The organism is Streptomyces sp. NPDC006393, assembly GCF_040628575.1.
Classification (GTDB): domain Bacteria; phylum Actinomycetota; class Actinomycetes; order Streptomycetales; family Streptomycetaceae; genus Streptomyces.
Genome location: NZ_JBEXZD010000050.1, coordinates 1 through 22,905, shown reverse-complemented (window position 1 = coordinate 22,905; position 22,905 = coordinate 1). Strand labels below are relative to the sequence as shown.

17 protein-coding genes and 1 pseudogene are annotated in these 22,905 nt (G+C 71.1%); 7 read left to right on the top strand and 11 right to left on the bottom strand.

What is annotated here, in order from left to right:
- Positions 1-57 precede the first annotated feature (57 nt).
- Positions 58-672: a TetR family transcriptional regulator gene (locus tag ABZ484_RS21340; protein WP_358867467.1), complete on the bottom strand. Its 615-nt coding sequence runs from the start codon at positions 670-672 to the stop codon at positions 58-60.
- Positions 673-850: 178 nt separating this feature from the next.
- Here ABZ484_RS21340 and ABZ484_RS21335 point away from each other — a divergent pair, with 178 nt between their 5' ends.
- A complete protein-coding gene (locus ABZ484_RS21335; RefSeq protein ID WP_358867488.1) occupies positions 851-2,329 on the top strand; it encodes a DHA2 family efflux MFS transporter permease subunit in 1,479 nt (492 codons plus the stop codon).
- A gap of 319 nt (positions 2,330-2,648) precedes the next feature.
- Positions 2,649-4,523 (top strand): CocE/NonD family hydrolase, encoded by a 1,875-nt coding sequence (locus ABZ484_RS21330; RefSeq protein ID WP_358867466.1) that lies wholly within the window; start codon positions 2,649-2,651, stop codon positions 4,521-4,523.
- Between the two features lie 181 nt (positions 4,524-4,704).
- Here the strand turns inward: ABZ484_RS21330 and ABZ484_RS21325 are convergent, their stop codons facing one another.
- The 7 genes from ABZ484_RS21325 to ABZ484_RS21295 form a co-directional block, all read right to left on the bottom strand.
- Positions 4,705-6,585: a DUF2264 domain-containing protein gene (locus ABZ484_RS21325; protein WP_358867465.1), complete on the bottom strand. Its 1,881-nt coding sequence runs from the start codon at positions 6,583-6,585 to the stop codon at positions 4,705-4,707.
- Positions 6,582-7,565 carry a hydroxyacid dehydrogenase gene (locus ABZ484_RS21320; RefSeq protein ID WP_358867487.1) on the bottom strand — a complete coding sequence of 328 codons (984 nt, stop codon included), beginning with the start codon at positions 7,563-7,565 and terminating at the stop codon, positions 6,582-6,584. The genes ABZ484_RS21325 and ABZ484_RS21320 overlap by 4 nt, the downstream gene beginning before the upstream one ends.
- A 23-nt stretch (positions 7,566-7,588) precedes the next feature.
- Positions 7,589-8,452 (bottom strand): carbohydrate ABC transporter permease, encoded by an 864-nt coding sequence (locus ABZ484_RS21315; RefSeq protein WP_358867464.1) that lies wholly within the window; start codon positions 8,450-8,452, stop codon positions 7,589-7,591.
- The gene (locus tag ABZ484_RS21310) at positions 8,449-9,432 is read right to left on the bottom strand and encodes a sugar ABC transporter permease (RefSeq protein WP_358867463.1); all 984 of its coding nucleotides are present in this window, start codon (positions 9,430-9,432) and stop codon (positions 8,449-8,451) included. The genes ABZ484_RS21315 and ABZ484_RS21310 overlap by 4 nt, the downstream gene beginning before the upstream one ends.
- Positions 9,433-9,461: 29 nt before the next feature.
- Positions 9,462-10,814: an extracellular solute-binding protein gene (locus tag ABZ484_RS21305; RefSeq protein WP_358867462.1), complete on the bottom strand. Its 1,353-nt coding sequence runs from the start codon at positions 10,812-10,814 to the stop codon at positions 9,462-9,464.
- A 112-nt stretch (positions 10,815-10,926) separates the two neighbouring features.
- Complete coding sequence (locus ABZ484_RS21300; RefSeq protein ID WP_358867461.1) at positions 10,927-12,069, bottom strand: substrate-binding domain-containing protein; 1,143 nt, start codon at positions 12,067-12,069, stop codon at positions 10,927-10,929.
- A gap of 115 nt (positions 12,070-12,184) precedes the next feature.
- Positions 12,185-12,766: an NAD(P)H-dependent oxidoreductase gene (locus ABZ484_RS21295; RefSeq protein WP_358867460.1), complete on the bottom strand. Its 582-nt coding sequence runs from the start codon at positions 12,764-12,766 to the stop codon at positions 12,185-12,187.
- A 447-nt stretch (positions 12,767-13,213) separates the two neighbouring features.
- Here ABZ484_RS21295 and sepF point away from each other — a divergent pair.
- The 3 genes and pseudogenes from sepF to ABZ484_RS21280 all read left to right on the top strand — a co-directional run.
- Positions 13,214-13,315: pseudogene (sepF, locus tag ABZ484_RS21290) on the top strand (cell division protein SepF); the annotation flags it as partial.
- Between the two features lie 113 nt (positions 13,316-13,428).
- Positions 13,429-13,566, top strand: coding sequence for a hypothetical protein (locus ABZ484_RS21285; protein ID WP_358867459.1), 138 nt, complete (start codon positions 13,429-13,431; stop codon positions 13,564-13,566).
- Between the two features lie 310 nt (positions 13,567-13,876).
- Positions 13,877-16,246 carry an isoamylase gene (locus ABZ484_RS21280; RefSeq protein ID WP_358867458.1) on the top strand — a complete coding sequence of 790 codons (2,370 nt, stop codon included), beginning with the start codon at positions 13,877-13,879 and terminating at the stop codon, positions 16,244-16,246.
- A 95-nt stretch (positions 16,247-16,341) separates the two neighbouring features.
- On the opposite strand, the gene ABZ484_RS21275 is transcribed toward ABZ484_RS21280, so the two are convergent.
- The 3 genes from ABZ484_RS21275 to ABZ484_RS21265 form a co-directional block, all read right to left on the bottom strand.
- A complete protein-coding gene (locus ABZ484_RS21275; protein ID WP_358867457.1) occupies positions 16,342-17,883 on the bottom strand; it encodes a 3-hydroxyacyl-CoA dehydrogenase in 1,542 nt (513 codons plus the stop codon).
- A gap of 16 nt (positions 17,884-17,899) precedes the next feature.
- A complete protein-coding gene (locus ABZ484_RS21270; protein ID WP_358867456.1) occupies positions 17,900-18,730 on the bottom strand; it encodes a CoA-transferase in 831 nt (276 codons plus the stop codon).
- Positions 18,731-18,822: 92 nt separating this feature from the next.
- Positions 18,823-19,740 carry a CoA-transferase gene (locus ABZ484_RS21265; RefSeq protein WP_358867486.1) on the bottom strand — a complete coding sequence of 306 codons (918 nt, stop codon included), beginning with the start codon at positions 19,738-19,740 and terminating at the stop codon, positions 18,823-18,825.
- Positions 19,741-19,994: 254 nt separating this feature from the next.
- Here ABZ484_RS21265 and ABZ484_RS21260 point away from each other — a divergent pair, with 254 nt between their 5' ends.
- Both ABZ484_RS21260 and ABZ484_RS21255 read left to right on the top strand, forming a co-directional pair.
- Positions 19,995-20,918: a LysR family transcriptional regulator gene (locus tag ABZ484_RS21260; protein WP_358867455.1), complete on the top strand. Its 924-nt coding sequence runs from the start codon at positions 19,995-19,997 to the stop codon at positions 20,916-20,918.
- Between the two features lie 533 nt (positions 20,919-21,451).
- Entirely contained in the window at positions 21,452-22,789 is a 1,338-nt protein-coding gene (locus ABZ484_RS21255; protein WP_358867454.1) for an MFS transporter, read from the top strand.
- Positions 22,790-22,905 lie beyond the last annotated feature (116 nt).

Here is a 22,905-nt window from a genome sequence, read left to right as displayed (position 1 = left end):
TGAGTCCGTCTCTTCCGAACCCGATGGGTGGACGCCTGTCAGGCCCTGGCCTCACGGTCACTGAGTGGTGAACGGACCTGTGAGGGGCCCGGTGAGGTAGTGCTGGAGGACCGGTCCGACGGCCGCGGCCAGGGTCTGGGCGCTGCTGGACGCCAGCGGTTCCACGCCCACGATGTGCCGGGCCATCATCAGGCCGACGATCTGGGAGCCCGCCAGCGCGGCGCGCAGCCGGGCGTCGGGTGAGCCGAGACCTTCCGCCAGGGGCAGCAGCAGGGCTTCGGTGATCCGTTCGCGGATCTGACGGGCAGCCAGTTCCTCGGACGTGGCCGCGCGGATCAGTCCGGTGATCTTCTGCTGTCCCTCGGCCGTCTCCGTCTGGCTCAGGACGCGTGCGGTCAGCCGGTGGCCGATGCTCTCGCGCGGGCCGCCCAGCAGGTCGGCGAGCAGTGACTCGGGCTCCAGGGGCAGGGGAGCGGCCTCGGCGAACAGCCGCTGCTTGGGTCCGAAGTAGTGGGACACCAGCGCCACGTCGACGCCGGCGTCCGCCGCGATGCCGCGCAGCGTGGTGCGGTCGTAGCCGAGATCGGCGAAGTGGCGCCGGGCGGTGCGGAGGATGACCTCCCGGGTGCCGCTGTCGCCGGGGCGCCGTCCGGTGCGGGATGGGGGAGTCATGCGGGGCCTCCTGAGGGGTCCGGAAGGTTGACAGCAGGAATTCATCATGCGCAGAATAAAGATCTCAACGCTCGTTGAATTCATTCTAGGGGCGCGCCCGTGATCCGCAGCGCTCCTCCACGTGCGCTTCCATCTCCAGGAGTCCTCTCGCATGCCCAGCACCGAGCCACGGCCCCCCATGGCCGGCACCGACGGCGCCGACCCATCAGCCGCCCGCCGCTGGTGGATCCTGGCCGTCATCGGCCTGGCCCAGCTGATGGTGGTCCTCGACGCCACCATCGTGAACATCGCACTGCCTTCGGCCCAGCACGACCTGGGCTTCTCCGACTCCGACCGGCAGTGGGTGGTCACCGCCTACTCCCTGGCCTTCGGCAGCCTGCTGCTGCTCGGCGGGCGCCTGGCCGACCTGATCGGCCGCAAGCTCGTCTTCCTCACCGGCGTCGCCGGATTCGCCTGCGCCTCCGCCGTGGCGGGAGCCGCGGGCAGTTTCGGCACGCTGATCACGGGCCGCGCCTTGCAGGGGATGTTCGGGGCTCTGCTGGCCCCGGCCGCCCTGTCGCTGCTGAACACCACCTTCACCCAGGCCAGGGAACGCGCCAAGGCCTTCGGCGTCTACGGCGCCATCGCCGGCACCGGCGGAGCCATAGGCCTGCTGCTCGGCGGTCTGCTCACCGAGCACCTCAGCTGGCGCTGGACGCTGTACGTCAACCTCTGGTTCGCCGCCCTCACCCTGGCCGGCGGTGCCGTCCTGCTCCGGCGTACCCGGCGCGACCCCGGCGCCCGCCTGGACCTGCCGGGCACCCTGCTCGTCTCCGCCGGCCTGTTCGGCGTCGTCTACGGCCTCTCCAACGCCGAACCCCGCGGCTGGGACTCCGCCATGACCTGGGGCTACCTCACAGGAGGCGCCTGCCTCATCGCCGCCTTCGCCGCGTGGCAGACGCGCGCCGTCCATCCGCTCCTGCCGCTGCGCATCCTGCTCGACCGTGACCGCGCCGCCTCGTTCGCCGCCGTGCTGGTGGCCGCCTCCGGCATGTTCGGCATCTTCCTCTTCCTCACCTACTACTTGCAGGTGTCCCGGCACTACAGCCCCGTGTCCACCGGACTGGCCTTCCTGCCGATGATCGCCGCCCTCGTCGTGTCCGCGCAGATCGCCGCCAACGTCACCCTGCCGCGCCTGGGCCCACGGGTCGTGGTGCCCGTGGGCCTGGCCCTGGCCGCCGCGGGCATGGTCTGGCTGACCCGCATCGGGCTGGACACCTCCTACGCCGGCTATGTGCTGCCACCGCTCCTGGTGCTCGGCCTGGGCCTGGGGCACGTGATGCCGCCCGCCATGAACAGCGCCACCGCCGGGGTCACCCCCAACGACGCCGGAGTCGTCTCCGCCACCGTCAACACCATGCAACAGGTCGGCGGCTCCATCGGTACGGCACTCCTCAACACCCTGGCGACCAGCGCCGCCACCCACTACCTCGACGGCAGGACACCCACCCCGCACGTCCTCGCCCAGGCGCGACTGCACAGCTTCACCACCGCGTTCTGGTGGTCGGCCGCGGTCTTCGCCCTGGGGCTGGTGTGCACGGGGGCGCTCTACCGCACCCGTAAGCCCACCGCTCCGACGGCCCAGGACTCACAGGAGAAGGCCGCGATGCACCTCTGACGGAACATCACGTCACGTCCGGTGCCCGGTGCTCACCAGCGCAACCCCGCGCAGAGCACCGGGCACTGGTCGTCTGTCACACAACGGACATGCCGCCGCATTGACGGTGTTCCGTCACGATCATAGGCTCGCTGTCCGTCGGCTTCCGCTCGCCCCCGTACCCGTGATCAGGCTGCCTCCGGGTGTGTTCGTGCGCCCAGTGCCGGCCGTACACACCACGCCGGGCCGGCGGCCGCTGCTCGACGGGCACTACCAGCATCACCGGCACTACCGGTACCACCTGCACCACCCCGTAACTCGCCATTCTCGGGAGGAGCATGTGAACAGACGTCGCGCGGCTGTCCGGGCCGCGTCAGCGCTCGCCATCACCCTGGCACTGACCGGCGCGCTCACCGGCCCCGCCGCCGCCACACCCGGCGCCGCGGCTCACGCCGGGACGACAGCGGTCGCCACCGCGACCGACCCCGTCACGCACGACCAGAACGACCGTGTCCCCGAGGGCTCGGTGTGGACCCAGCACTACTTCCCGTCCTCCGATCACTCCGGCACCGAACTGCACGCGGACGTGCTGCTGCCCGAGGGAATGAGAGCGGGCCAGAAGGTGCCGGTCATCCTGTCGATCGGCCCGTACTTCGCGCACACCGGGCAGACGGGCCCCGAGGGATGGACGCACACCGGGCCCTCGTCCCGCTTCCAGGACTTCATCGAGGGAACCGACCTGTTCCACCACGGATACGCCTTCGTCATGGTGGACCTGCGCGGCTTCGGCGGCTCCACCGGCTGCCTGGACTGGGGCGGCCCGGGCGAACAGGCCGACGTCAAGGCCGCCGTGTCCTGGGCCGCCCACCAGCCGTGGTCCACCGGCGCGGTGGGCATGTACGGCAAGTCGTACGACGCCGTCACCGGCCTCATCGGCAACGACCTGGACCAGGACGCCCTCAAGGCCGTCGTCGCCCAGGAACCCCTGTGGGACATGTACCCGTACATCTACTCCAACGGCGTGCCCCGCCCGAACGTCACCGGCACCGCCAACGCCTACAACGGCATCGCCACGATGCCCCCGATGCCGGACGACGACCCGCACTACCAGGCCAACGCCCGCTGGGAGGACACACACCCGGAGTGCCTCACCGAGAACTCGGCCGGGTACCGGATATCCGACCGGACGGACCCGTACTGGAAGGCCCGCGACCTGGCGAGGATGGCCAGGGGTACCGACACGCCGCTGTTCGTCACCCAGGGCTTCATCGAGAACAACACCAAGCCCGAGGAGATGCAGGAGTACCTGGACAACCACCGGGGCCCCGAGCGCGGGTGGGTCGGCCAGTGGGACCACGTGCGCGGCGGCGACCGCGTCAGTGACGGCCGCCTGGCCATGGGCCGCGAGGGCTGGTACGACGAGACGCTCTCCTTCTACGACCAGTACCTCAAGCACATCAGGCCGGCGGTCCGCTACCCCGCCTACGCCGTCGAGGACTCCACCGGCACCTGGCGCGCCCAGCGCACCTGGCCGGTCGTCGAACGGTCCGTCACCCTTCCCCTCGGCAACGGCTCCTACATCGACGACGGCGGAGCCTCCGCCCGCCAGGCCCTGGGCATCTCCGCCGCCCCGGCGCCCCGGCAGGCACAGCCGTCGGGCCGGTGGGACATGGAGAACGCGCCGGCCACCGATCAGCCCGCCCCCCGGGGGCTGGCCAAGGGGCTGGCGAAGCTCCAGAAGGCCGGCGAGGTCACCTCGAGCTTCTTCGTGTGGTCGAAGCCGACCGCGCGGAACGTACGCGTCACCGGCACTCCGCGGATCTCCCTGACCGCCAAGGGAGAAGGCAACGTCATGCTCAAGCTGTACGACGTGGCCCCGGACGGCACCGCCGTGATGTTCGACGAGCAGGTCTCCCTGCTGGACTCGGGACGGATGACCGTCGATCTCAAGGCGACCGACTGGACCCTGGCGGCCGGGCACGTCCTGGCCGTGGAGATCGGCTCCATCCAGACCGGCTCCTGGCGCGACACGCCGTCGGGCCAGACCATCGACGTCAAGGGCGCCCAACTCAGGCTGGCCCTGGACGACCCGTCCGACGACATCGCCACGCCCGGCGCCCGGTCACCGTTCCTGGACACCTATCTGCGCCAGTACACGGTGGACCTGCCGGCCGGTCCGGCGACGTTCACGGTGACACCGGGCGGTCACCTCTGACCCACCGGGCCGGCGCCGGCCACCACGGTCTCCGGGACGCCCCGGAGCGCCGGCCGGCGCCGGCCCGCCGACCACCGCCTCGCGCGGTCGTGGCCCGGGCGCGCCCGTCCGAATCCGTGCGCCCGGGCCCCGGCCGCGTTCCGCCACGCCACGCCCCCGCGGTCGGGGCGCAGCGGCTTCGTCAGACCTGTGCCGTCGTCACGCGCAGCGGCTCGAACGTCACGGCGGTCTGCGGGCCGTCGGCCCAGCGCACCCGCAACTCTCCGTCCGCCCACACCACTTCCGCGATGGCGGCGGCGGGCGGCGGGGCATCGGCGTCCGCCCCCAAGCCGGCCAGCGCGACGAACACCGCCGTCCCCTGGACATCCGCCGACAGCCGGGGCATCCGCACCCACGGCTCGTACGCCGTGCCCTCGGGCGCGCGCACCTGATCCGGCTCACCCCAGCCGTGCAGCCCCACCAGGTCGGAGCGAAGCGCCTGGGTGGCCCACCCGGTGAGCGTGACCCGCGCCCCGTGCGGCGCCCCGACCACCCGGTGGATCCGCAGTTCGTGACGCCCGCGCGCAACGGTCAGGCTCTCCACCCGCAGCCCGGGCACCATCGGCGGCCCGGACTCGAACACCGGCCGGTGCCAGGAAGCCGCCCACCCCCACCCGTCGCCTCCTCCCGCGCCGAGCGGACGGATGCGCCGCCGCACGCTCGGGATGCCGCCGACCTCCACGGACAGATGGTTGTCCGCGAAGTTGTCCCGGGACGTGGGTCCGGTGTGCGTGGAGTAGGCCTGGCGGCCGTACAGCGGGTCGTCCTCCGCCGCGAACTCCCCCTCGTGCGGCCGGACGTGGTCACTGCCGTGGTTGTGCAGACGCACGATCCCGTCGGCCCCCGTCGACTGCACCAGCAGCCCGGGCGCGGGCAGCGGCAGCACCCGGTCGGGGCCCTCGCTCGGCGCCCGTTCCTCGGTCGCCGTCCACAGCGGGTGGTCCTCCGGCGCGAGCAGTGCGACGAACGCCTTCGACGCCCAGTACGGGGACGCGGGGCCGGAGTAGTCCTGCAACGTGGCGGCGTGCGGGCCGTGCCAGCCCAGGCTGAGGAGCCCTTCGTCCGTCACCGCGCCCCGGTCGAGGAAGTACTGCAGACTGCCGCTGATCAGACGGCGTGACGTGCCCGGGGACAGCGGCGTGTGACCCGTGACGGCACCCACGCCGACGGCTGCCGCCGCCGCGAACCGGTAGGTCAGCGAGCGCCCGAAGTGGATCGGCGCCCCGTCGGCGCCGAAGAGGAGCGAGAAGCCCTCCAGATGCTCGCGCAGCCGCGGCCCGAACCGGCCCGACAGCGCCGTGTCGTCCGACAGATGGGCGTGGAGCAGCGGATACAGGTGCAGCGCCCACCCGTTGTAGTGGTCGAAGGCCCGACCGTCGCCGTCCGCGTACCAGCCGTCGCCCCGGTACCACGTCTCCATCAGGTCCAGCGCCCGCTCCATGGCCCGCGCCGTCGCCCGGTCGCCGCGGCCGACGGACTCCAGGAACGAGGCCACCATGAACGGGAAGAGATACCAGTTGTTCGGCGCGGGGGTGTGCGTGAGAGCGCCGCGCAGCCACGTCTCGGCCCTCTCCTGTACGTCATCGTCGAGCCGGTCCCACAGCCACGGCCGGGTCAGGGTCAGGCCGAGCGCCACCGAGGCCGACTCGACCATCGGCTGGCCCTGCACATGGTGGTCGAGGATCAGCGGCCACGACTCGGCGTCGTCGCGGCCCGGTGTGCGGGTGCCCGCCGCGAGTCCGTCGGCGTACCGCTCCAGCCACCCGTGCGGGTCCTTGCCGCCGGCGCCCGCGACGCGGAAGCCGGCCGCCAGGAGCGTACGGGCGTAGCCCTCCAGGCCGTCCGAGCGGACACCGGACCGGGAGGGGCGGCCCGGCAGGTCCAGCAGGGCGCCGCCGGGGCTCGCCCAGCGCCAGGCGGCGCCGAGCAGTCCGTCGGCGACGCTCTCCCAGTGCGCCCGGGTGTAGCCGGTGTACGGGCTCAGCTCCCGGTTCTCGGCGGGCAGGTCGAAGGGGATGCTCATGCGAGGAAGGCCAGCCTTTCGCGTCGTACGGGATGGGCGAGTTCCGCGCCCGCGGCCCAGCGGGCCACCTCGGCGACGGCCGAGTCGGCGAGCCGTTCCCACTCACTGCCCTGGGAGCCGGCGAGGTGAGGGGTGATCAATGCGTTCGGACAGTCCCACAGCGGGTGGTCGGCGGGCAGGACCTCGGGGTCCGTCACGTCGAGCACGGCCCGGATACGGCCCGCGCGCACCACGTCGGTGAGCGCGTCCTGATCGAGGACCGCGCCGCGGGAGGTGTTGATCAGCACGGCGTTCGGCCGCATCGCATCCAGCAGCTCACGGCCGACGAGGCCGCGGGTGGCGGGCAGCAGCGGTGTGTGGACGCTCACCAGGTCGCTGCGGGAGAAGAGACCGGGCAGGTCCACTCCCTCCACGCCCATGCCGGCGGCTTCCGCCTCGGTGACGTACGGGTCGTGCAGCAGTACCTCGTAGTCGAAGGGGCGCAGCAGTTCGATGACGCGCCGGCCGATCAGGGAGGCCGAGAGGATGCCCACCGTGCGGCGGTAGTTGCCCACCTCCCCCTGCGAGGTGCGCAGCCAGTCGTCGCGCTCGCGGGTGCGCCGGTAGTCGCGGGCCCGTTCCAGCGCGTACTTGCCGTGCAGCAGGATCATGGCGAGCGTGTACTCGGCGACCGGCAGCGCGTTGGCCGCGGCCGCCGAGGACACCTCGATACCGCGGTCCCAGCAGGCGTCGGTGACATGCCCGCGCACCGAGCCGGCCGCGTGCACGACGGCCTTGAGCCGGGGCGCCGCCGCGAGGACGCCGGCGTCGAGCGGCGGGCACCCCCAGCCGGTGACGAGCACCTCGACACCGGCGAGGACGTCCTTGGCCCGTGCCGTCGTCAGGTCGTCGAGGACGGGCAGTGGCGCCAGGTCGCACACGTCCCGGAGCGCGGCCAGCGCGCGCGGGGTGAAGACGGCGGCAGCCGCCTCGGTGGACATGGCCAGCGCCACGCGTGGCTTGCTCACTTGACCGCCCCCGCCGTCAGACCGGACCGCCAGAACCGTTGCAGGAGGGCGAACGCGAGGATGAGGGGGAGGACCGCCAGGAGCGAGCCCGTGATGACCACCGGGTAGTACTCGGGCGAGACCGACGCCTGGCTGTTCCACTGGTACAGACCCAGGCTCACGGGATACAGGTCCTGGTCGGAGAGCATCACCATCGGCAGGAAGAAGTTGTTCCAGATCGCCGTCAGCTGGAAGAGGAAGACCGTGACCAGGCCGGGGCCCAGCATGCGCAGCGACACGCGTACGTACGTCGTCAGCTCGCCCGCGCCGTCGACCCGTGCCGCCTCGAGAACCTCGTCGGGCACATAGCCCTGGGCGAAGATGCGGCCCAGGTACACGCCGAACGGGTTGAACAGGACGGGGACGAACACCGACCAGAAGGTGTTCACGACCCCGGTCTCGGACGCGATCAGGTACAGCGGCAGCGCGAGCACCGTCTGCGGCACCATCACGGCGGCCAGCACGAGGCCGAACAGCTTCTCCTTGTGCCGGAAGTGGTACTTGTCGAAGGCGTAGCCGCAGGCGACGCTGACCAGCGCGCCGAGCGCCGCGCCCAGGACGGCGTACAGCAGGCTGTTGCCGTACCACCGCCCGTACAGTCCGCCGTCCATGGCGAACAGGTCCTTGACGTTCTGGACGAGGGAGAAGTCGCTGAACGACAGGATGCTGCTGCTGAACAGGGCGTCGCGGGACTTCGACGCGGCGAGCAGCAGCCACAGCACCGGCAGCAGCGTGTACAGGGCGGAGATGGCGACGACGACGTTGACGGTCGCCCGGCCCAGCAGGCGTGGGCGCAGCAGGGTGGAGTCCATGGCGCTCATCGGGCGTGCTCCTCGGCCTTGTCGACGCGGTTCGTCCAGCGGGTGACCCCGTAGGAGACGGCGATGGTGATGATCAGCAGGATCACCGACGCGGCGGCCGCGAGTGAGTAGTTGTTGCGGCTGAAGGCCGCGTCGTAGATGTACATGCTCGGCGAGAACCTGGTGTTGATCATCTGTGAGGACTGGTGGAGCAGCATGGGCTCGGTGAACAGCTGGAGTGCCCAGATCAGTGTGAACATGGCGACCATGACGATCGAGGAGCGTACGAGCGGCGCCTTGACCTGGAGTGCGGTGCGCACCGGTCCCGCGCCGTCGACCACGGACGCCTCCAGCACCTCACGGGGGACCGCCTGGAGCGCGGCGTAGAAGACGACCATGTTGTAGCCGAGGTTGCTCCACAGGGCGATGTTCACGATGGACGGCAGTGTGGTGTGCAGACCGAGGAAGTCGACGGTGATGTCGGCCTTGCCGAGCGCCTCGATGACCGGGCTGATGCCCGGCGTGTACAGGTACAGCCAGATCAGGGCGGCGATGATGCCGGGCACCGCGTGCGGCAGGAACAGACCCAACTGGGCCCAGGAGCGCAGCCGGACGACACCGGAGTCCAGCAGCAGGGCGAGGGCCAGGGAGCCGATCACCATCAGCGGGATGTAGAGCACGCAGTACAGCGCGACCGTGCCGAGCCCGGAGAGGAACGTCGGGTCGGTGACCACGGCGGCGTAGGAGCGCAGCCCCACGAACACGGTGCGCTCCGGGCCGAAACCGAGGTCCGGCTGGTCGTCGCTGAAGAAGCTCAGCCAGACCGCCGTGCCGACCGGGATCAGGAAGACGAGCAGGAGAAGGGCGAAGAACGGCGCCATCAGAATGCCCGCGGCGCCGTTGCGGCGGCGCTGGGCCGAACGCCGCGCCGTGCGCCGGGAGACGTCCGCCGCCTGCGGTGGGGCGGCCTGCGCCGTTCGGACGTGGGCTGTCGCGGTCATGGGGTCACCTGCCTCTCGTGTGCGGGCGTTCACGTCGAGTGCTGGGTGGTGGTCAGGCCCAGCGCCTTGAGGTCGGGCATCGTGCCGTCCTGCGCGGCGCGTATGGCGGACAGGATCGTGCCCGAGCCGGCTCCGGCACGGGCGAACGCGTCCTGCATGACGTAGCCGGTGGCGGTCATGCGCGGGCCCCACACCCAGCCGTCGCGGATCTTGTGGGCCTCCTCCTCGAACAGCCGGTAGATGTCCTGGCCGCCGTAGTACGACCGGTCGAAGGCGGCGCGTCCCACGGGGATGAGGCCGGTCGCGGCGGGGTACTGGCTGCTGGCGCTGCTGGACAGCCGGGCCCTGAGCGCGTCGGGGTGCGCGACCTGCCACGCGATGAACTCCATGGCGGCTTCGGGGTGCTTGCTGTCCTTGGTGACGGCGAACGTCGAGCCGCCGTGCGTGCCGAGCGCCGGCCTGCCGGGGGTCCACTGGGGGAGCGGCGCGATGCGCCACTTCCCCTTCTGCTCCGGGCGCGCGTTCATCTGCGCGCCCGCGTCCCAGGCACCGCTGAGCCGGGTCAGGACCAGGCCGCCCGCGACCTGCGCGTCGTAGAGGCGGGAGGTGGAGGAGTTGCAGTGGACGAGGTCCTCGTCGATGAGCCGCTGCCAGTACGCGGCCACCTTCCGGGTCGGGGCGTCCGCCATGGACACGTTCCAGGCGCCCTTGGAGATGTCGAACCACTGGGCCCCGGCCTGCCAGCACCAGGCGGCCATCTGCGACATGCCGTCGGTGGGGAAGGTGGCGATCCTGCGGCCCCCTCCTGTGCGGCGCACCCGGCGGGCCAGCTCGGCGTACTCGTCCCAGGTGGTGGGGACGTCGAAGCCGAACTTGTCGAACAGGTCCTTGCGGTAGTGCAGCACCATGGGCTCGATGTCGAGCGGCACGCTGTACGTGCGCTGCTCGAAGGTCGTCTGGCCCAGTGACTGGGGGAGCAGTTCCGCCCTCAGTTCGTCGCCGATCAGCGATGTGATGTCGCGGGCGACGCCGTCGATCGCGAAGCCCGGCAGCTGGGGGTACTCGATGGTGGCGACGTCGGGTGCGTTGCCCGCCCGCGCCGCGTTGCTCAGCTTGAGGTATCCGCCCTGGGTGCCGGAGGGGATCTGTTCGAAGTCGACCTGGATGTGGTCGTGGGTCTTGTTGAACGCGTCCACCACCTGCTGGCTGCCGCGCAGCGCGGACCAGAAGGTGATGGTGGTCGTGCCTTTGGTGCCGGACTTGCTGCTGCTCCCGGATCGGGCGGACGCGCTGTCGTTCCCGCTGCAGGCGCTCAGGGCGCCCGTCAGTGGCAGCGCGGTGATCGCGGCGAGCACGGATCGACGGCTCTGTCGACCAGGCATGGGCGCCTCCCGCGGCTTCTGCGGCTCCTGCGTGTTCGAGTCACGGGAATACTGATCGACTGAACCGATCGGGTCAATAGAGCGATCAGAAGAAAATAAAACGGTCAAACGCTCATTCCGAGGCGGCGGTTGAGTCCGGACACGATGCCGAGTTCGGCGCCTGTGTGGAACCGCGCACCTTCAGCGCCGGCAGCAGCTCCACCCGCCGCACGGGCGCGGCGGCCCCTCCGGGGTCCCCCGGGTCGAGCCGGCGCAGCAGCAGTTCCGCCGCCGCGCGGCCGACGTCCGCCTTCGGCGGGGACACCGCCGTCAGAGGAGTGCTGCCGAGCGCCGCGACCACGTCGTCGTAGGCGATCACGGAGCAGTCCTCCGGGACCCGCACGCCGTTGTCCCGCAGCGACTGCACCAGCATCAGAGCATCCACGTCGCCGTGCAGCACGGCCGCCGTCGCTCCCGACTCGGCCATCAGGGAGTGGAGTTCGAGCGGCGCTGCCGCGCTTTCGGCCGTCGGGTCGGGCGCCGCGCCGGGCGAGCTGAGCGCCACGGCCCACTTGTCGACGTCCGGATGGTCCGCCGCGATCTCGGTGAACGCCGCACGAATGGCGCGCGCCGTCGGGCTGTCGTCGCGCGCGGCGAGCACGATGCGCCGATGCCCCAGTTCCGTGAGGTGGCCGACGGCGAGATGGATGCCGTACCAGTGGTCCGTGCAGACGGTGTCCACGGCGTGCAGCGCACTGCCGCGCCGTGGCCTGCGCTCCATCACCACCGCGGGCACCTCCAGGCGCGACAGCCAGGCGTAGTCCTCCTCCTCCGTGGTGCGGGTGCGCCAGCGCGGAGCGATCAGCAGGCCGCGCGCGCCGTCCGCCAACGCCCGCTCCACAAGCGGCCGCTCGGCCCCCGGGGCGGTCGGCGCGATGTGCAGCGCGATACGGATCCCGGCCTCTTCGAACGCGGTCCGGGCGCCGTGCAGCGCCTCGTACAGATACGCGTGGCGCTCGGGCACCACGACCGCGACCGGACCTCCGTCGGCCGGGGGCGGCTGGGGTGCCGCGGCCTGCTCCGACTCGGGCAGCACCGGGCGGGCCACCCCGTGGCCGCGGCGCAGCTTGCCCTCGCGGGCCAGCTCCTCCACGTCCCTGCGGACGGTCACCACCGACACCGCGAGCTCCTCGGCGAGATCACTGACCCGGGTCGCACCCCGCGACCGCACCGCCGCGAGGATCCGCTGCCGCCTGAGATCGACCGGTTCGCGCATGCTGGTGGCCCCCTCACAACCCGCTGTTCGTTTGAGCGCTTCGCTGAACGCTTCGGCGGCAGCATAACCAGGGGTGCCGGGCGGGGTCAGTGCCCGGCGGCTTGCGGTTCCGCCGTCACTCCTCCTCGTACGGGAAGCGGACGAGCGGGGCTTCCCGGGTGAAGAACGTCTTGGCTCGGACGGCCGCCCGTTCGTCGTCGCGTACCTGCCCCGGCCGGGAGCCGTTGCCGAGCAGTACGCCGCCGAAGCGCATTCCCATGTACGCGGCGCTGTGATGAAGGCTGAGCACCAGCGGCTGAGCCACGACCTCCTCGCGGTGTGCCATCGCCGTCACGCCCCACAGGGTGCGGCCGGCCATCTCCGCCCTGAAACCCGGGTCCGGGGTGGTCAGCCACTTCGACCAGTAGTCGAGGTACCGCTTGGCGTACGACGACAGGGAGTACCAGTACAACGGGGAGACGATCACGATATCGGTGGCGGCGAGCGTCGCCTGCCGCAGCAGCTCCTCGTTGTCCTGCTCCGGCCGGGGCGCGTCGGCGTGCCGTGCGTCGACGAAGTCGGCAAGGCGGAGCCGCGTCAGGTCCAGCCATCGCTGCCCGGTGGTGCTCGGCAACTGTTCCGCCGCGACTCGGGCCAGCTGCTCGCTGTTGCCGTCCGATCGGGCGCTGGCGAGGAGAAAGAGGAACGAGCGGTTCATATGCGCTCCAGAGGTCCGGCGGTCGACTTCTCCGCTTCCAACCTTGGTCCACGTCACGGTATTTCCCCACCGCGCACCGACGGCGGCCGTGGTCTGGGGCGAGTGGCTGAACTGGCGCTGGTCTCGAACTCTCGTGGAGGTCGGGGGAGAGCGGGTGCGCTTCCGAGGGCGTGGTCGTGCTGGGTTACCGGAACCCACAAGCGACGCCGAACCTCGTCAACCGTCGGCGAGTCCGCGTGCTCGAGGGCGTCGACCGCATCAAGATGGCCCTCTCAGCCGGCTCACGCCCTGGGCCGTCCCCGCGGAGCCCTGCCGCCCGGCGGGCATCCCGGCCCCGTGGCATCCGTCACCCAGGAACGCAGGCCTGGAGAAGAACCCACCTGTGCTCACGCCTCAGACGCCCAGACGATGACGCGTGCGACCGGGCTGAATGACGCAACGACGTAGCGACTTGTCGACTTCGCCGCCGGGCTGGTCTTCGACCTCCGCGGCAGCATGCGGCGGGCGACGCAGAAGGTGTTCCTGTGGTCGCCTGCTAACGTCGAGTAGTCACGGAGAAACGGCGACTCTTCTCCTTGCCAGGGACGTGAGTTCGCTGGGGACCCCACTGTCCCATGGGGGCCTCAGGGGGCTCATGACGCCCCGGGAAGGAGATGGAGAAGATGCCCGGATCAGACCAGCACGACGACAGTCCGGTCGGCCGGGACCCCCGTCGCTCGCTCGGTCCGGTCGGTCAGTTCCTGGCGCTGGTTACAGCCCTGGTGATCGATCTGACGATCAGGCACCTGTTCGGCGCTTGATACGAGCACGGCCCCGGCGGTAGGACGCCGGGGCCGTGGGCGCTGCGGGGTTTCTCCCGAGCGGGATGGCCCTGTCCGTCGCATTCGGGTCGGCAGGGCCTTCCTGAACACCAGCCTAATCCCGGTCGCCGCGCAGGCCGAGACCGGACGCGGTCTCAGCCCAGGACGCGGCCGGCGGTGCGCTCTGCCGAAGGTCTTTACGGTGCTCAGGGGTTGCACTAGTTTTCGGCAAGGTTCAGCAACTCCTTTCAGGCCAGCGGCGCCACGGGACGGCGCCGATGGCTGCCCTTGCCTGCCCTCGGGAGCCGCCGTGTCTTCGCACGCCACCGCCGCCGGCCCACGAAGAAGACGCCGCCTCGGCACCCTGACCGCGCTCGCCGTCCTCACGGCCGGCGCGGTCGTTGCCGGACCCGTGGCCCCCGGTGGACTCGCCACCCGGGCCGCAGCCGCGGCCGGCGGTCCTCTCGGAGCCCACTACGACGCCGCGAAGACGGCCATCGACTTCCGTCTCTACTCCTCCCGGGCCACCCGGATCGACCTGTACCTGTACCGCAGCGCGTCGGGCGGTCAGGAGGCCGCCGTCGTCTCCCTAGGCAAGGACGCCACGACGAACGTCTGGTCGGCGAGCGTGCCGGTGTCCACCCTCCAGGGGCAGTACGGCATCACCGGCACCGTCTACTACGGCTACCGCGCCTGGGGGCCCAACTGGCCCTACGACCCGGCCTGGAGGAAGGGTTCGAGCGCGGGGTTCGTCGCGGACGTCGACGCGGCGGGCAACCGCTTCAACCCCAACAAACTCCTGACCGACCCCTACGCCCGCGAGTTGAGCCACGACCCGGTCACCCCCGGCGGCCCCGGCCCCACGGTCTACGGCACCGGCCCGCAGTACCGCACCGTGGACGACGGCGCCCAGGCCCCCAAGGGCATCGTGCTCCCGGACGACACCACGAGCACCGGAAGCAAACCGACCCGCGCCCTGAAGGACGACGTCGTCTACGAGGTACACGTCCGTGGCCTCACCGAGAACGACTCCTCCGTGCCCGCCGCCGACCGCGGCACCTACAAGGGCGCCGCCGACAAGGCGGCCGACCTGGCCGCCCTCGGCGTCACGGCCGTGGAGTTCCTGCCGCTCCAGGAGTCCCAGAACGACGCCAACGACGCCGATCCCGCCTCCACGACCGGGGACAACTACTGGGGCTACTCGACCCTGGACTACTTCGCACCCGACCGCAGATACGCCTCCGACAAGAGTCCGGGCGGTCCCACCCGCGAGTTCAAGGCCATGGTCAAGGCCTACCACGACGCCGGGATCAAGGTGTTCGCCGACGTCGTCTACAACCACACGGGCGAGGGCGGCCCGTGGAACGCGAGCGACAAGAACACCTACAGCCTCTACTCGTTGCGGGGCCTGGACAATCCGACGTACTACTCGCTGACCAGCGACATGCAGGGCCCGTGGGACAACACGGGCGTGGGCGGCAACGTCAACACCTACAACCCCATCACCCGGAACCTGATCACGGACTCGCTCGCCTACTGGAAGGACGGCCTGGGCGTCGACGGCTTCCGCTTCGACCTCGCACCGGTCCTCGGCAACACCTGCCAGCACGGCTGCTTCCAGTACAGCCGCACCGACCCCGACACCGCCCTGAACCGCATCACGGCGCTGATGCCCCCTCGCCCGGCGAACGGAGGCACGGGCACCGACTGGATCGCCGAACCCTGGGCGCTGGGCAGCGGCACCTACCAGGTGGGCAACTTCCCGACGGGCTGGTCCGAGTGGAACGACAAGTTCCGTGACACCCTGCGCCGCGACCAGAACGCGATGGGCGTGGAGAACGTCACCCCGGGAGAACTGGCCACCCGGTTCGCCGGATCCTCGGACCTTTACCAGAACAGCGGCCGGGCACCGTTCAACTCCGTCAACTTCATGGTCGCCCATGACGGTTTCACCCTGGCCGACCTCTACCGGTGCAACTCCAAGAACAACTCCCAGCCCTGGCCGTACGGGCCTTCCGACGGAGGCTCCGACCACAACCTCTCCTGGGACCAGGGCGGCGTCGCCGCGGATCAGCGCAAGGCCGCCCGCAACGGCTTCGCGTTCCTGATGCTGTCGGCCGGAACGCCGATGATGACCGGCGGCGACGAGTACCTGCGCTCGCTGAACTGCAACAACAACCCCTACAACCTGGACTCCTCCGCCAACTGGCTCAGCACGGACCGGACCGCCGACCAGAGCACGTTCCGTACCTACGTCAAGCGACTGATCGCCTTCCGCAAGGCCCACCCCGCGCTGCGGCCGGCCACCTTCTACACCGCCTCCGACAGCAACGGGAACGGCATGGGCCGGCTCCAGTGGTTCACGCCTGCCGGGAGCACACCGGACAGCACCTACTGGTCCGACCCCGACAGCCACGCACTGGGCTGGCGCATCGACGGCTCGGAGTTCTCCGATCCCAGCAGCGCGCTGTACGTCGGCTACAACGGCTGGTCCGGCGACGTCGACTTCACCCTGCCCTCACCGGGCGCCGGGAAGAACTGGTACCGCGTCACCGACACCTCCACCTGGGCGGAGGGCGACGACCAGGTCGCCCAGCCCGGGGCCGAGAGCTACATCGGCGGTGCCGGGACGGTCTACCGCCTGCACGGCCGTGCCACGCTGCTCCTGATCGCCAAGTAGGCCTCCGCGCACCGCCCTCACGCACCGCCCTCACGCACCGCCCTCACGCACCGCCCTCACGCACCGCCCTCACGCACCGCCCTCACGCGCCGGTCTCAGGCGCCGACGTCGGCGGGCGAGGTACCGGTCTCGGTCAGCGGCAGGCCGAGCCGGGCGCGCTCGGTGACCCAGCGGGTCGGCCGGTAGCGAGGATCGCCCGTGCTGCGGTGCAGCTCCTCCTGAAGGGTGAGGAGTCGTCGCCCGCCGACCCGGTCGCCCCACGCCAATGGGCCGAAGGGGTAGCCGAGGCCGGCCGTGACCGCGGTGTCGACGGCGTCGGGGGTGGCGATGGACCGCTCGGCGATGGACGCCGCCACGCCCACGATCGAGGCGAGCAGGCGCTGGGCGACGGATCCCGCCGTGTCACGGACGACGGACACACGGGGTGGTTCGCCTGTGCCTTCCGCCCTGGCGAGAACCGCCCGGGCGTCGCGTACGGCGGCCGGGTCGGAGGCGGGCGTGAGGGCGAGAACACGGCGGCCGGTGGCGAGGGAGAGGGGATCGACTCCCAGGGTGCGCCGGGCGGGCAGGCTGTCGGCGGCGACCGCCGAGACGACGGTCGTGCCCCAGGCGGGAACCAGCACCAGCGCACCGTCCGAGGGCCCCGGCCCGGTCTCGAGGGACGCCCCCGAGCGCACCAGGGCCTGGCGCAGCGCGTCGGCGTGCTCTCCCGCGCCGTGCACCAGGATCGGGCGGCCCGCGTCGCCGGTGACCGGCGGCTCGGCCGAGGCGGCGGGAGCCGGCGCCTGCGGACCGTAGGCGTAGAAGCCGCGCCCCGTCTTGCGGCCGTGCAGTCCGGCGGCCACCCGGTTGGGCGTGAGGAAGGACGGCCGGAGCCGGTCGGAGTGCCGGAATCCGTGCCAGATGGAGTCGATGACGGCGGCGGTGACGTCCAGGCCGGTGAGGTCCATCAGTTCGAAGGGGCCCATGCGCAGGCCGAGCACGTCGCGGGCGACACGGTCGATCCCGGCCGCGTCGGACACGGATTCCTCGAGCAGGGCGAGGGCCTCGGTGACCAGTCCGCGCCCGGCGTGGTTGACGAGGAAGCCGGGGGTGTCGGCCACGACGACGGCGCTGTGTCCGGTGCCCTGGACCAGTTCGACCAGGGTGGGCGGGATGTCCGAGCGGGTCAGCGCGCCCGGGACGACCTCGACGACCTTCATCAGCGGGACCGGGTTGCAGAAGTGCAGCCCGGCCAGCCGGGAGGGATCGGCCAGGCCGGAGGCGATCTGCGTGACCGGCAGTGAGGAGGTGTTGGTCGCGAACACGGTCCGTGCGGGCAGGGCGACCTCCAGTTGCCGGAAAAGCTCCGTCTTGGTGGCCAGATCCTCGCGCACCGCCTCGATGACCAGCCGCACCTCCTCGCCCGGTGCGGTGGGCGACCCCAGCGGGATCACCCGCTCCACGGCGGACGCGGCGGCCTCGGCGGTCATCCTCCCCTTCTGTACGGCCCGTTCGAGCATGCTCCGGACGAAGTCGGCGGCCTCGGAAACCGCCTCCTTCCGGGCGTCGCAGAGCTCGACGGTGTGGCCGGCTGCCGCCGCCCACTGGGCGATACCCCGGCCCATGACCCCGGCGCCGACGATCCTGATGCGCATGTGACTCCTCGTTCTCTCAGCGCAGGTAGACGCGGCCGGGATCGACGTCCTCGCGCAGCAGGCGCAGTTCGGACGCGGTCGGCGGGTCGATCGTGGTGAGGTCGTCGGCGACCTGGAGGTCCCAGCCCGTGGCCCGGCGGACCTGGTCGACCGTGACACCGGGATGGGTCGCTACCAGCCGCAGCTCCTCGCCGACGCCGCCGCGGGCCAGGATGCCCAGGTCGGTGATGACCCGGGTGACGCCCGCGCCGAGCGGGCGCACTCCTTCGGCCAGTGCGCGGTCCGGGCCGGGCGAGGTGCAGAAGTCCAGCTCGGCCATGAAGGAGCGCGGGCTGTGACGGCGCATCACCACGAAGACCTCGCGCGCGTTGGCCATGACCTCCATGGCGCCTCCGGATCCGGGCAGCCGAACGGAGGGGGCGTGCCAGTCGCCGATGACCGAGGAGTTGAGGTTGCCCCACCGGTCGATCTGTGCGGCCCCGAGGAAGCCGACGTCGATGTGGCCGCCCTGGAGGACGTAACCGAACAGGGCGGGCATCGGCAGCACCGCCTCGGCGCCGGTGATGAGCACGGCGTCGGCGATCGTCTCGGGCAGGTGCGACGGATGGGCTCCGCACACCCCGGACTCGTAGACGATCTCGATCCCGGGCGCGACGGTGAGCTGGGCCAGCGCGGTCGCGAGCGTCGGCAGTCCGATGCCGGCGAAGACGGTCCGCTTGCCGGCCAGTTCACGCGAGGCGACCACGGACAGCAGCTCCGAGGACGTCGCGGCTCCGGAGACCGCCGAGCCGGTCGCCGTGGCGGTCGCCGAGTCGGTCACCGAGGTGGTCGCTGAGGCGGCGTTCATGTCCCTCTCTCGTTCGGTGCGTTCGGTGCGTTCGGTGCGTTCGGGTCCCGGGCCGCCGCCGCGGGCGTCGGTCGGTTCGGTCCGCGCACGGGTCACAGCCGCCGCCCGTAGTTGACGGGCAGGCTCATGGCGTCGCCGACGGCCAGCGCCGCCCAGGACGTCTCGCCGAGCTTGGCGACGTACTCCTCGTGGTCGCGGGTGCCGTACACCCACTCCGCCATCCACTCCCGCAGACGTGCGGGGTCCTTGCTGATGTGCGACCAGGCCCGGTAGAAGGCGTTGTCGCGGTCGTAGTAGCCCTGGGCGAAGGACGGGTGCGCGCCGCGGGGACAGACGACGACGGCGTCCACGGCGTGCGCGGGGATGACCGTGCGGTTGGGGTCGGAGCGGATCACCTCGTCGTCGACGACCTCCTCCACGACGACGACGGCCCTGGCGGCGGCGTAGACGGCCTCGGCCTGGATGCCGGTCAGGCCCCAGATCTGGGTGTTGCCGGACCGGTCGGCGCGCTGGGCGTGGACGATGGTCACGTCCGGGTTGACCGGCGGTACGACGTGGACGTGCTCCTCCCCGCCGTCGGGGCCGGGATACGGTGACGTGATCCTCCGGATGCCGGCGTTGACGGACGGAAGGTCGCTGCCCGCGTAGGACCTCAGCGGATAGAAAGGCAGGCGCTGGGCGCCCGCGAGGTAGCGGCAGACCATGCCGTAGTGGCTGTACTCCTCGAACTCCAGCGGTTCGGGCACCTTGTGCTCGATCCGGCGGCGCAGCTCGCCGAGCGAGCCGGCCGACGAGTTGCCCACGAAGGAGGAGACCAGCCTGGACACGCAGCCCCCGGCCAGCATCTGGTCCACCACGATGTCCGCGGTCATCCGGACCACGGTGAGGTTCCTGCGCCGCTGCCGGATGATCTCGTGCCCGGCGGCGGTCGGGATCAGGTGGGTGAAGCCCTCCAGCGAGACCGTGTCGCCGTCGTGGACGTAGGCCGCGATCGCATCCCGCATCGTCATGGTCTTGTCCCGGGACGGGCGGGGGGCGGCGGTGGCGGGCGCCGCGATCGGGGCCGGCGGATCGTCCGGTCGCATCGTCGTGCTCCTCGGCAGGGGTGAGGTCGTGCTTCTCGGCATGTGCGTCTCGCGGTGCTTCTCGCCATGGGGAAGGGGTGCTCACACCGTCCCAGCGGTATTGATTGCTGTCCAATACCGAATTAGGGTCGGACCAAGACGCAGGATTGATCAATCACGGAGATCGGAGCCGCAGCGTCATGGAGCTGCGCCATGTGACCGCGTTCCTCGCCGTGGCCGAGGAACTGCACTTCGGCCGCGCCGCCAAGCGGCTTCAGATGGCCCAGCCGCCGCTGAGCCAGCAGATCCGCCAGCTGGAGAAGGAGCTGGGGGTCCAGCTCTTCGAGCGCAACACCCGCTCGGTACGGCTCACCAGCGCCGGCCAGTCCTTCCTCGAACCGGCACGCACCGTGCTGAAGGACCTCGACACGGCCATGCGGGCGGCCAAGGCGGCCGGGCGCGGCGAGTACGGGCGGGTCACCGTCGGCTTCGCCGGCGCCTCCAGCCACGAGAGTCTGCCGCTGCTGACCCGGGCGGTGCGCGCCGCACACCCGGGCATCGAGCTGGTCCTCGCAGGCCAGACGTACGCCAACGTCGCACTCGCCCAGGTCGCGGAGGGCTCCCTGGACCTCGGATTCGTACGCCTGCCGGTGACCCAGCCGGGCGTGGCGACCCACGTGATCGCGGAGGAGGAGCTCATCTGCGCCCTGCCCTCCGACCACCGGCTGGCAGAGCGAACGCACATCCCCGTCGCCGACCTGCGCGAGGAACCCTTCGTCAGCTTCCCCGCCAACACCGGATCCTCCCTGCGGGATGCCACCGTGTCGGCCTGCGAACAGGAGGGATTCACGCCGCGGGTCGTACAGGAAGCACCGGACTCCCACACGATCCTCGCCCTGGTGGCCGCCGGAGTCGGTGTGACCCTCACCCTCACCTCCTGCCAGCACATCCAGCAGACCGGCCTGGTCTACCGCCCGCTGGAGGGACCGTCCGTCCGGCTCCGGGCCGCTCTGGCCTGGCGCAAGGACAATCCGTCCGCCGCGCTGCGCTCGGTCCTGGCCGTGGCCAGGGAGGCGCTTCCGGCGCCGCGGCGGCTGTCACCGGCTCCTGTGGACACGCCGTAGTTCATTGAGAAGGATTGCGTCTCAATGAAGTACGAATTGGATATTGGACCTTCTTAGTCGGCGGTGCAAGGGTCAGCGGGACATCGTCTCGCTCGGGAAAGGACCGCACATGTCCGAAGAGGCCGCCGACGTCATCATCTGTGAACCGCTGCGCACGCCGATCGGCCGGTCCGGCGGCGGCCAGGGACTGGCCGCCGCCTTCGAACGCATCCGCGCCTGACGCCCCCGCACCGCCCCGGCGGAGGACCGGCCGACGGCAGACCCGTCCGCGTTCCCCCTCCCCACCGCTCGCCCCCATACAACCGCCGCCACCACCGCCGCACTGCCCCCAGCCCGCCCCGCCGGAGCCGCTTCGATCCCGGGCCGGCCCGAGCAGCCGTCATCCGCGGGGCCCGAGCAGCCGTCATCCGCTGGGCAGGCACAGCCGTCATCCGCTGGGCAGGCACAGCCGTCATCCGCGGGGCGCGGACGTCCCTTCCCCGACGCCCGCCCCTTCACCGTCCCCACGATCACCTACACCCACGGGAGCCACCATGAGCGCGTCCGCCGCACGGGAGCGGAACAAGACCGCCAAGCGCGCCGGAATCGGAGCCTTCATCGGCTCCACCATCGAATGGTTCGACTTCTACATCTACGGCACCGCGTCCGCCCTCGTCTTCGGCAAGGTGTTCTTCCCCGAACTCGGCGGCGCGGTGGGCACCCTGGTGGCCTTCGCGACCTTCTGGGTGGGATTCCTCGCCCGTCCCCTCGGCGGCATCCTCTTCGGCCACTACGGTGACCGGCTCGGCAGGAAGAAGACCCTGGTCATCACCCTGCTCATGATGGGCGTCTCCACCACCCTCATCGGTCTGCTGCCCAGCTACTCCTCGATCGGCATGGCAGCTCCCGTACTGCTCGTCTGCATCCGCATGGTGCAGGGCATCGGCCTCGGCGGCGAGTGGGGCGGATCCGTGCTGATCGCCTCCGAGCACGCCCCCAAGGGCAAGTCGGTGCTCTACGGCGCGTTCGCCCAGCAGGGTTCGCCCGTGGGCAACACCCTGAGCACCGTCGCCTTCCTGGCCACCAGCCAGATGCCCGACGACGCCTTCGTCTCCTGGGGCTGGCGCGTCCCCTTCCTGGCCTCCGCCGGCCTCGTCGTCGTCGGCCTGTTCGTGCGGATGAAGGTGGCCGAGTCGCCCGCGATGGCGGACCTCATCAAGAACAAGGAGGTCGCCAAGCTGCCCGTGGCCGAGGTGGTGCGCACCCAGCCGCTCCTCATCGCCCTCGGCGTCGGCGCCTGCACCATCGGCCTGTCGGCGACGTACTTCAAGTCGACCTTCGCACTGTCCTGGGCCACCTCCAGCCTCGACTTCGACCGCAGCTCCTTCCTGACCATCATCCTGGTCGCCAACATCACCCAGGTCATCGTCCAGCCCTTCGGAGCGGTCATCGCCACGAGGATGCGCAGCTGGTCCCGCGCGGTGACGCTCATGCTGCTGCCCGAACTCGTGCTGCTGCCGCTGATGTTCATCCTGATCGGCACCGAGAACTACGGCCTGGCCATGCTCGGCGTCGCCGTCGCCACCATCCCGCACTGCCTGTACTACGCGGCGCTGGCAGGCATGCTCGCCAGCCGTTTCCCCGCCCGCCTGCGCTACACGAGCATCTCCCTGTGCTACCAGCTGTGCGGCACGCTGCTCGGCGGGACGACCCCGATCATCGGTCAGTTCCTGCTGAACCGGACCGGATCGATCACGGTCGTCATCGGATACGCCGTCTTCCAGGTCGTCCTGACCCTCGGCTGCATGCTCCTGCTGCTCAAGCGCCCCAACCACGACGAGCGGGCCGTCCTGGACCGGCCGACGCCCGCCTCGGCCGCCGTACCGGCCTGACCCACCCACCGCCCACCACACACCCGCCGGCGCCGCCCCCTTCCCCCCAAGGGGGGGCCCCCGCGCCCCCCCGCGCCACAACCGGCCGGCCGGCCCCCCCGGTCCGCCCCAGATTC

Bases quoted from the DNA above. Each gene is read 5' to 3' on its own strand.
- ABZ484_RS21340 (WP_358867467.1), bottom strand. From the start codon at position 672: ATGACTCCCCCATCCCGCACCGGACGGCGCCCCGGCGACAGCGGCACC.
- ABZ484_RS21335 (WP_358867488.1), top strand. From the start codon at position 851: ATGGCCGGCACCGACGGCGCCGACCCATCAGCCGCCCGCCGCTGGTGG.
- ABZ484_RS21325 (WP_358867465.1), bottom strand. From the start codon at position 6,585: ATGAGCATCCCCTTCGACCTGCCCGCCGAGAACCGGGAGCTGAGCCCG.
- ABZ484_RS21320 (WP_358867487.1), bottom strand. From the start codon at position 7,565: ATGTCCACCGAGGCGGCTGCCGCCGTCTTCACCCCGCGCGCGCTGGCC.
- ABZ484_RS21315 (WP_358867464.1), bottom strand. From the start codon at position 8,452: ATGAGCGCCATGGACTCCACCCTGCTGCGCCCACGCCTGCTGGGCCGG.
- ABZ484_RS21310 (WP_358867463.1), bottom strand. From the start codon at position 9,432: ATGACCGCGACAGCCCACGTCCGAACGGCGCAGGCCGCCCCACCGCAG.
- ABZ484_RS21305 (WP_358867462.1), bottom strand. From the start codon at position 10,814: ATGCCTGGTCGACAGAGCCGTCGATCCGTGCTCGCCGCGATCACCGCG.
- ABZ484_RS21300 (WP_358867461.1), bottom strand. From the start codon at position 12,069: ATGCGCGAACCGGTCGATCTCAGGCGGCAGCGGATCCTCGCGGCGGTG.
- ABZ484_RS21295 (WP_358867460.1), bottom strand. From the start codon at position 12,766: ATGAACCGCTCGTTCCTCTTTCTCCTCGCCAGCGCCCGATCGGACGGC.
- ABZ484_RS21285 (WP_358867459.1), top strand. From the start codon at position 13,429: ATGCCCGGATCAGACCAGCACGACGACAGTCCGGTCGGCCGGGACCCC.
- ABZ484_RS21275 (WP_358867457.1), bottom strand. From the start codon at position 17,883: ATGCGCATCAGGATCGTCGGCGCCGGGGTCATGGGCCGGGGTATCGCC.
- ABZ484_RS21270 (WP_358867456.1), bottom strand. From the start codon at position 18,730: ATGAACGCCGCCTCAGCGACCACCTCGGTGACCGACTCGGCGACCGCC.
- ABZ484_RS21265 (WP_358867486.1), bottom strand. From the start codon at position 19,740: ATGACGATGCGGGATGCGATCGCGGCCTACGTCCACGACGGCGACACG.
- ABZ484_RS21260 (WP_358867455.1), top strand. From the start codon at position 19,995: ATGGAGCTGCGCCATGTGACCGCGTTCCTCGCCGTGGCCGAGGAACTG.
- ABZ484_RS21255 (WP_358867454.1), top strand. From the start codon at position 21,452: ATGAGCGCGTCCGCCGCACGGGAGCGGAACAAGACCGCCAAGCGCGCC.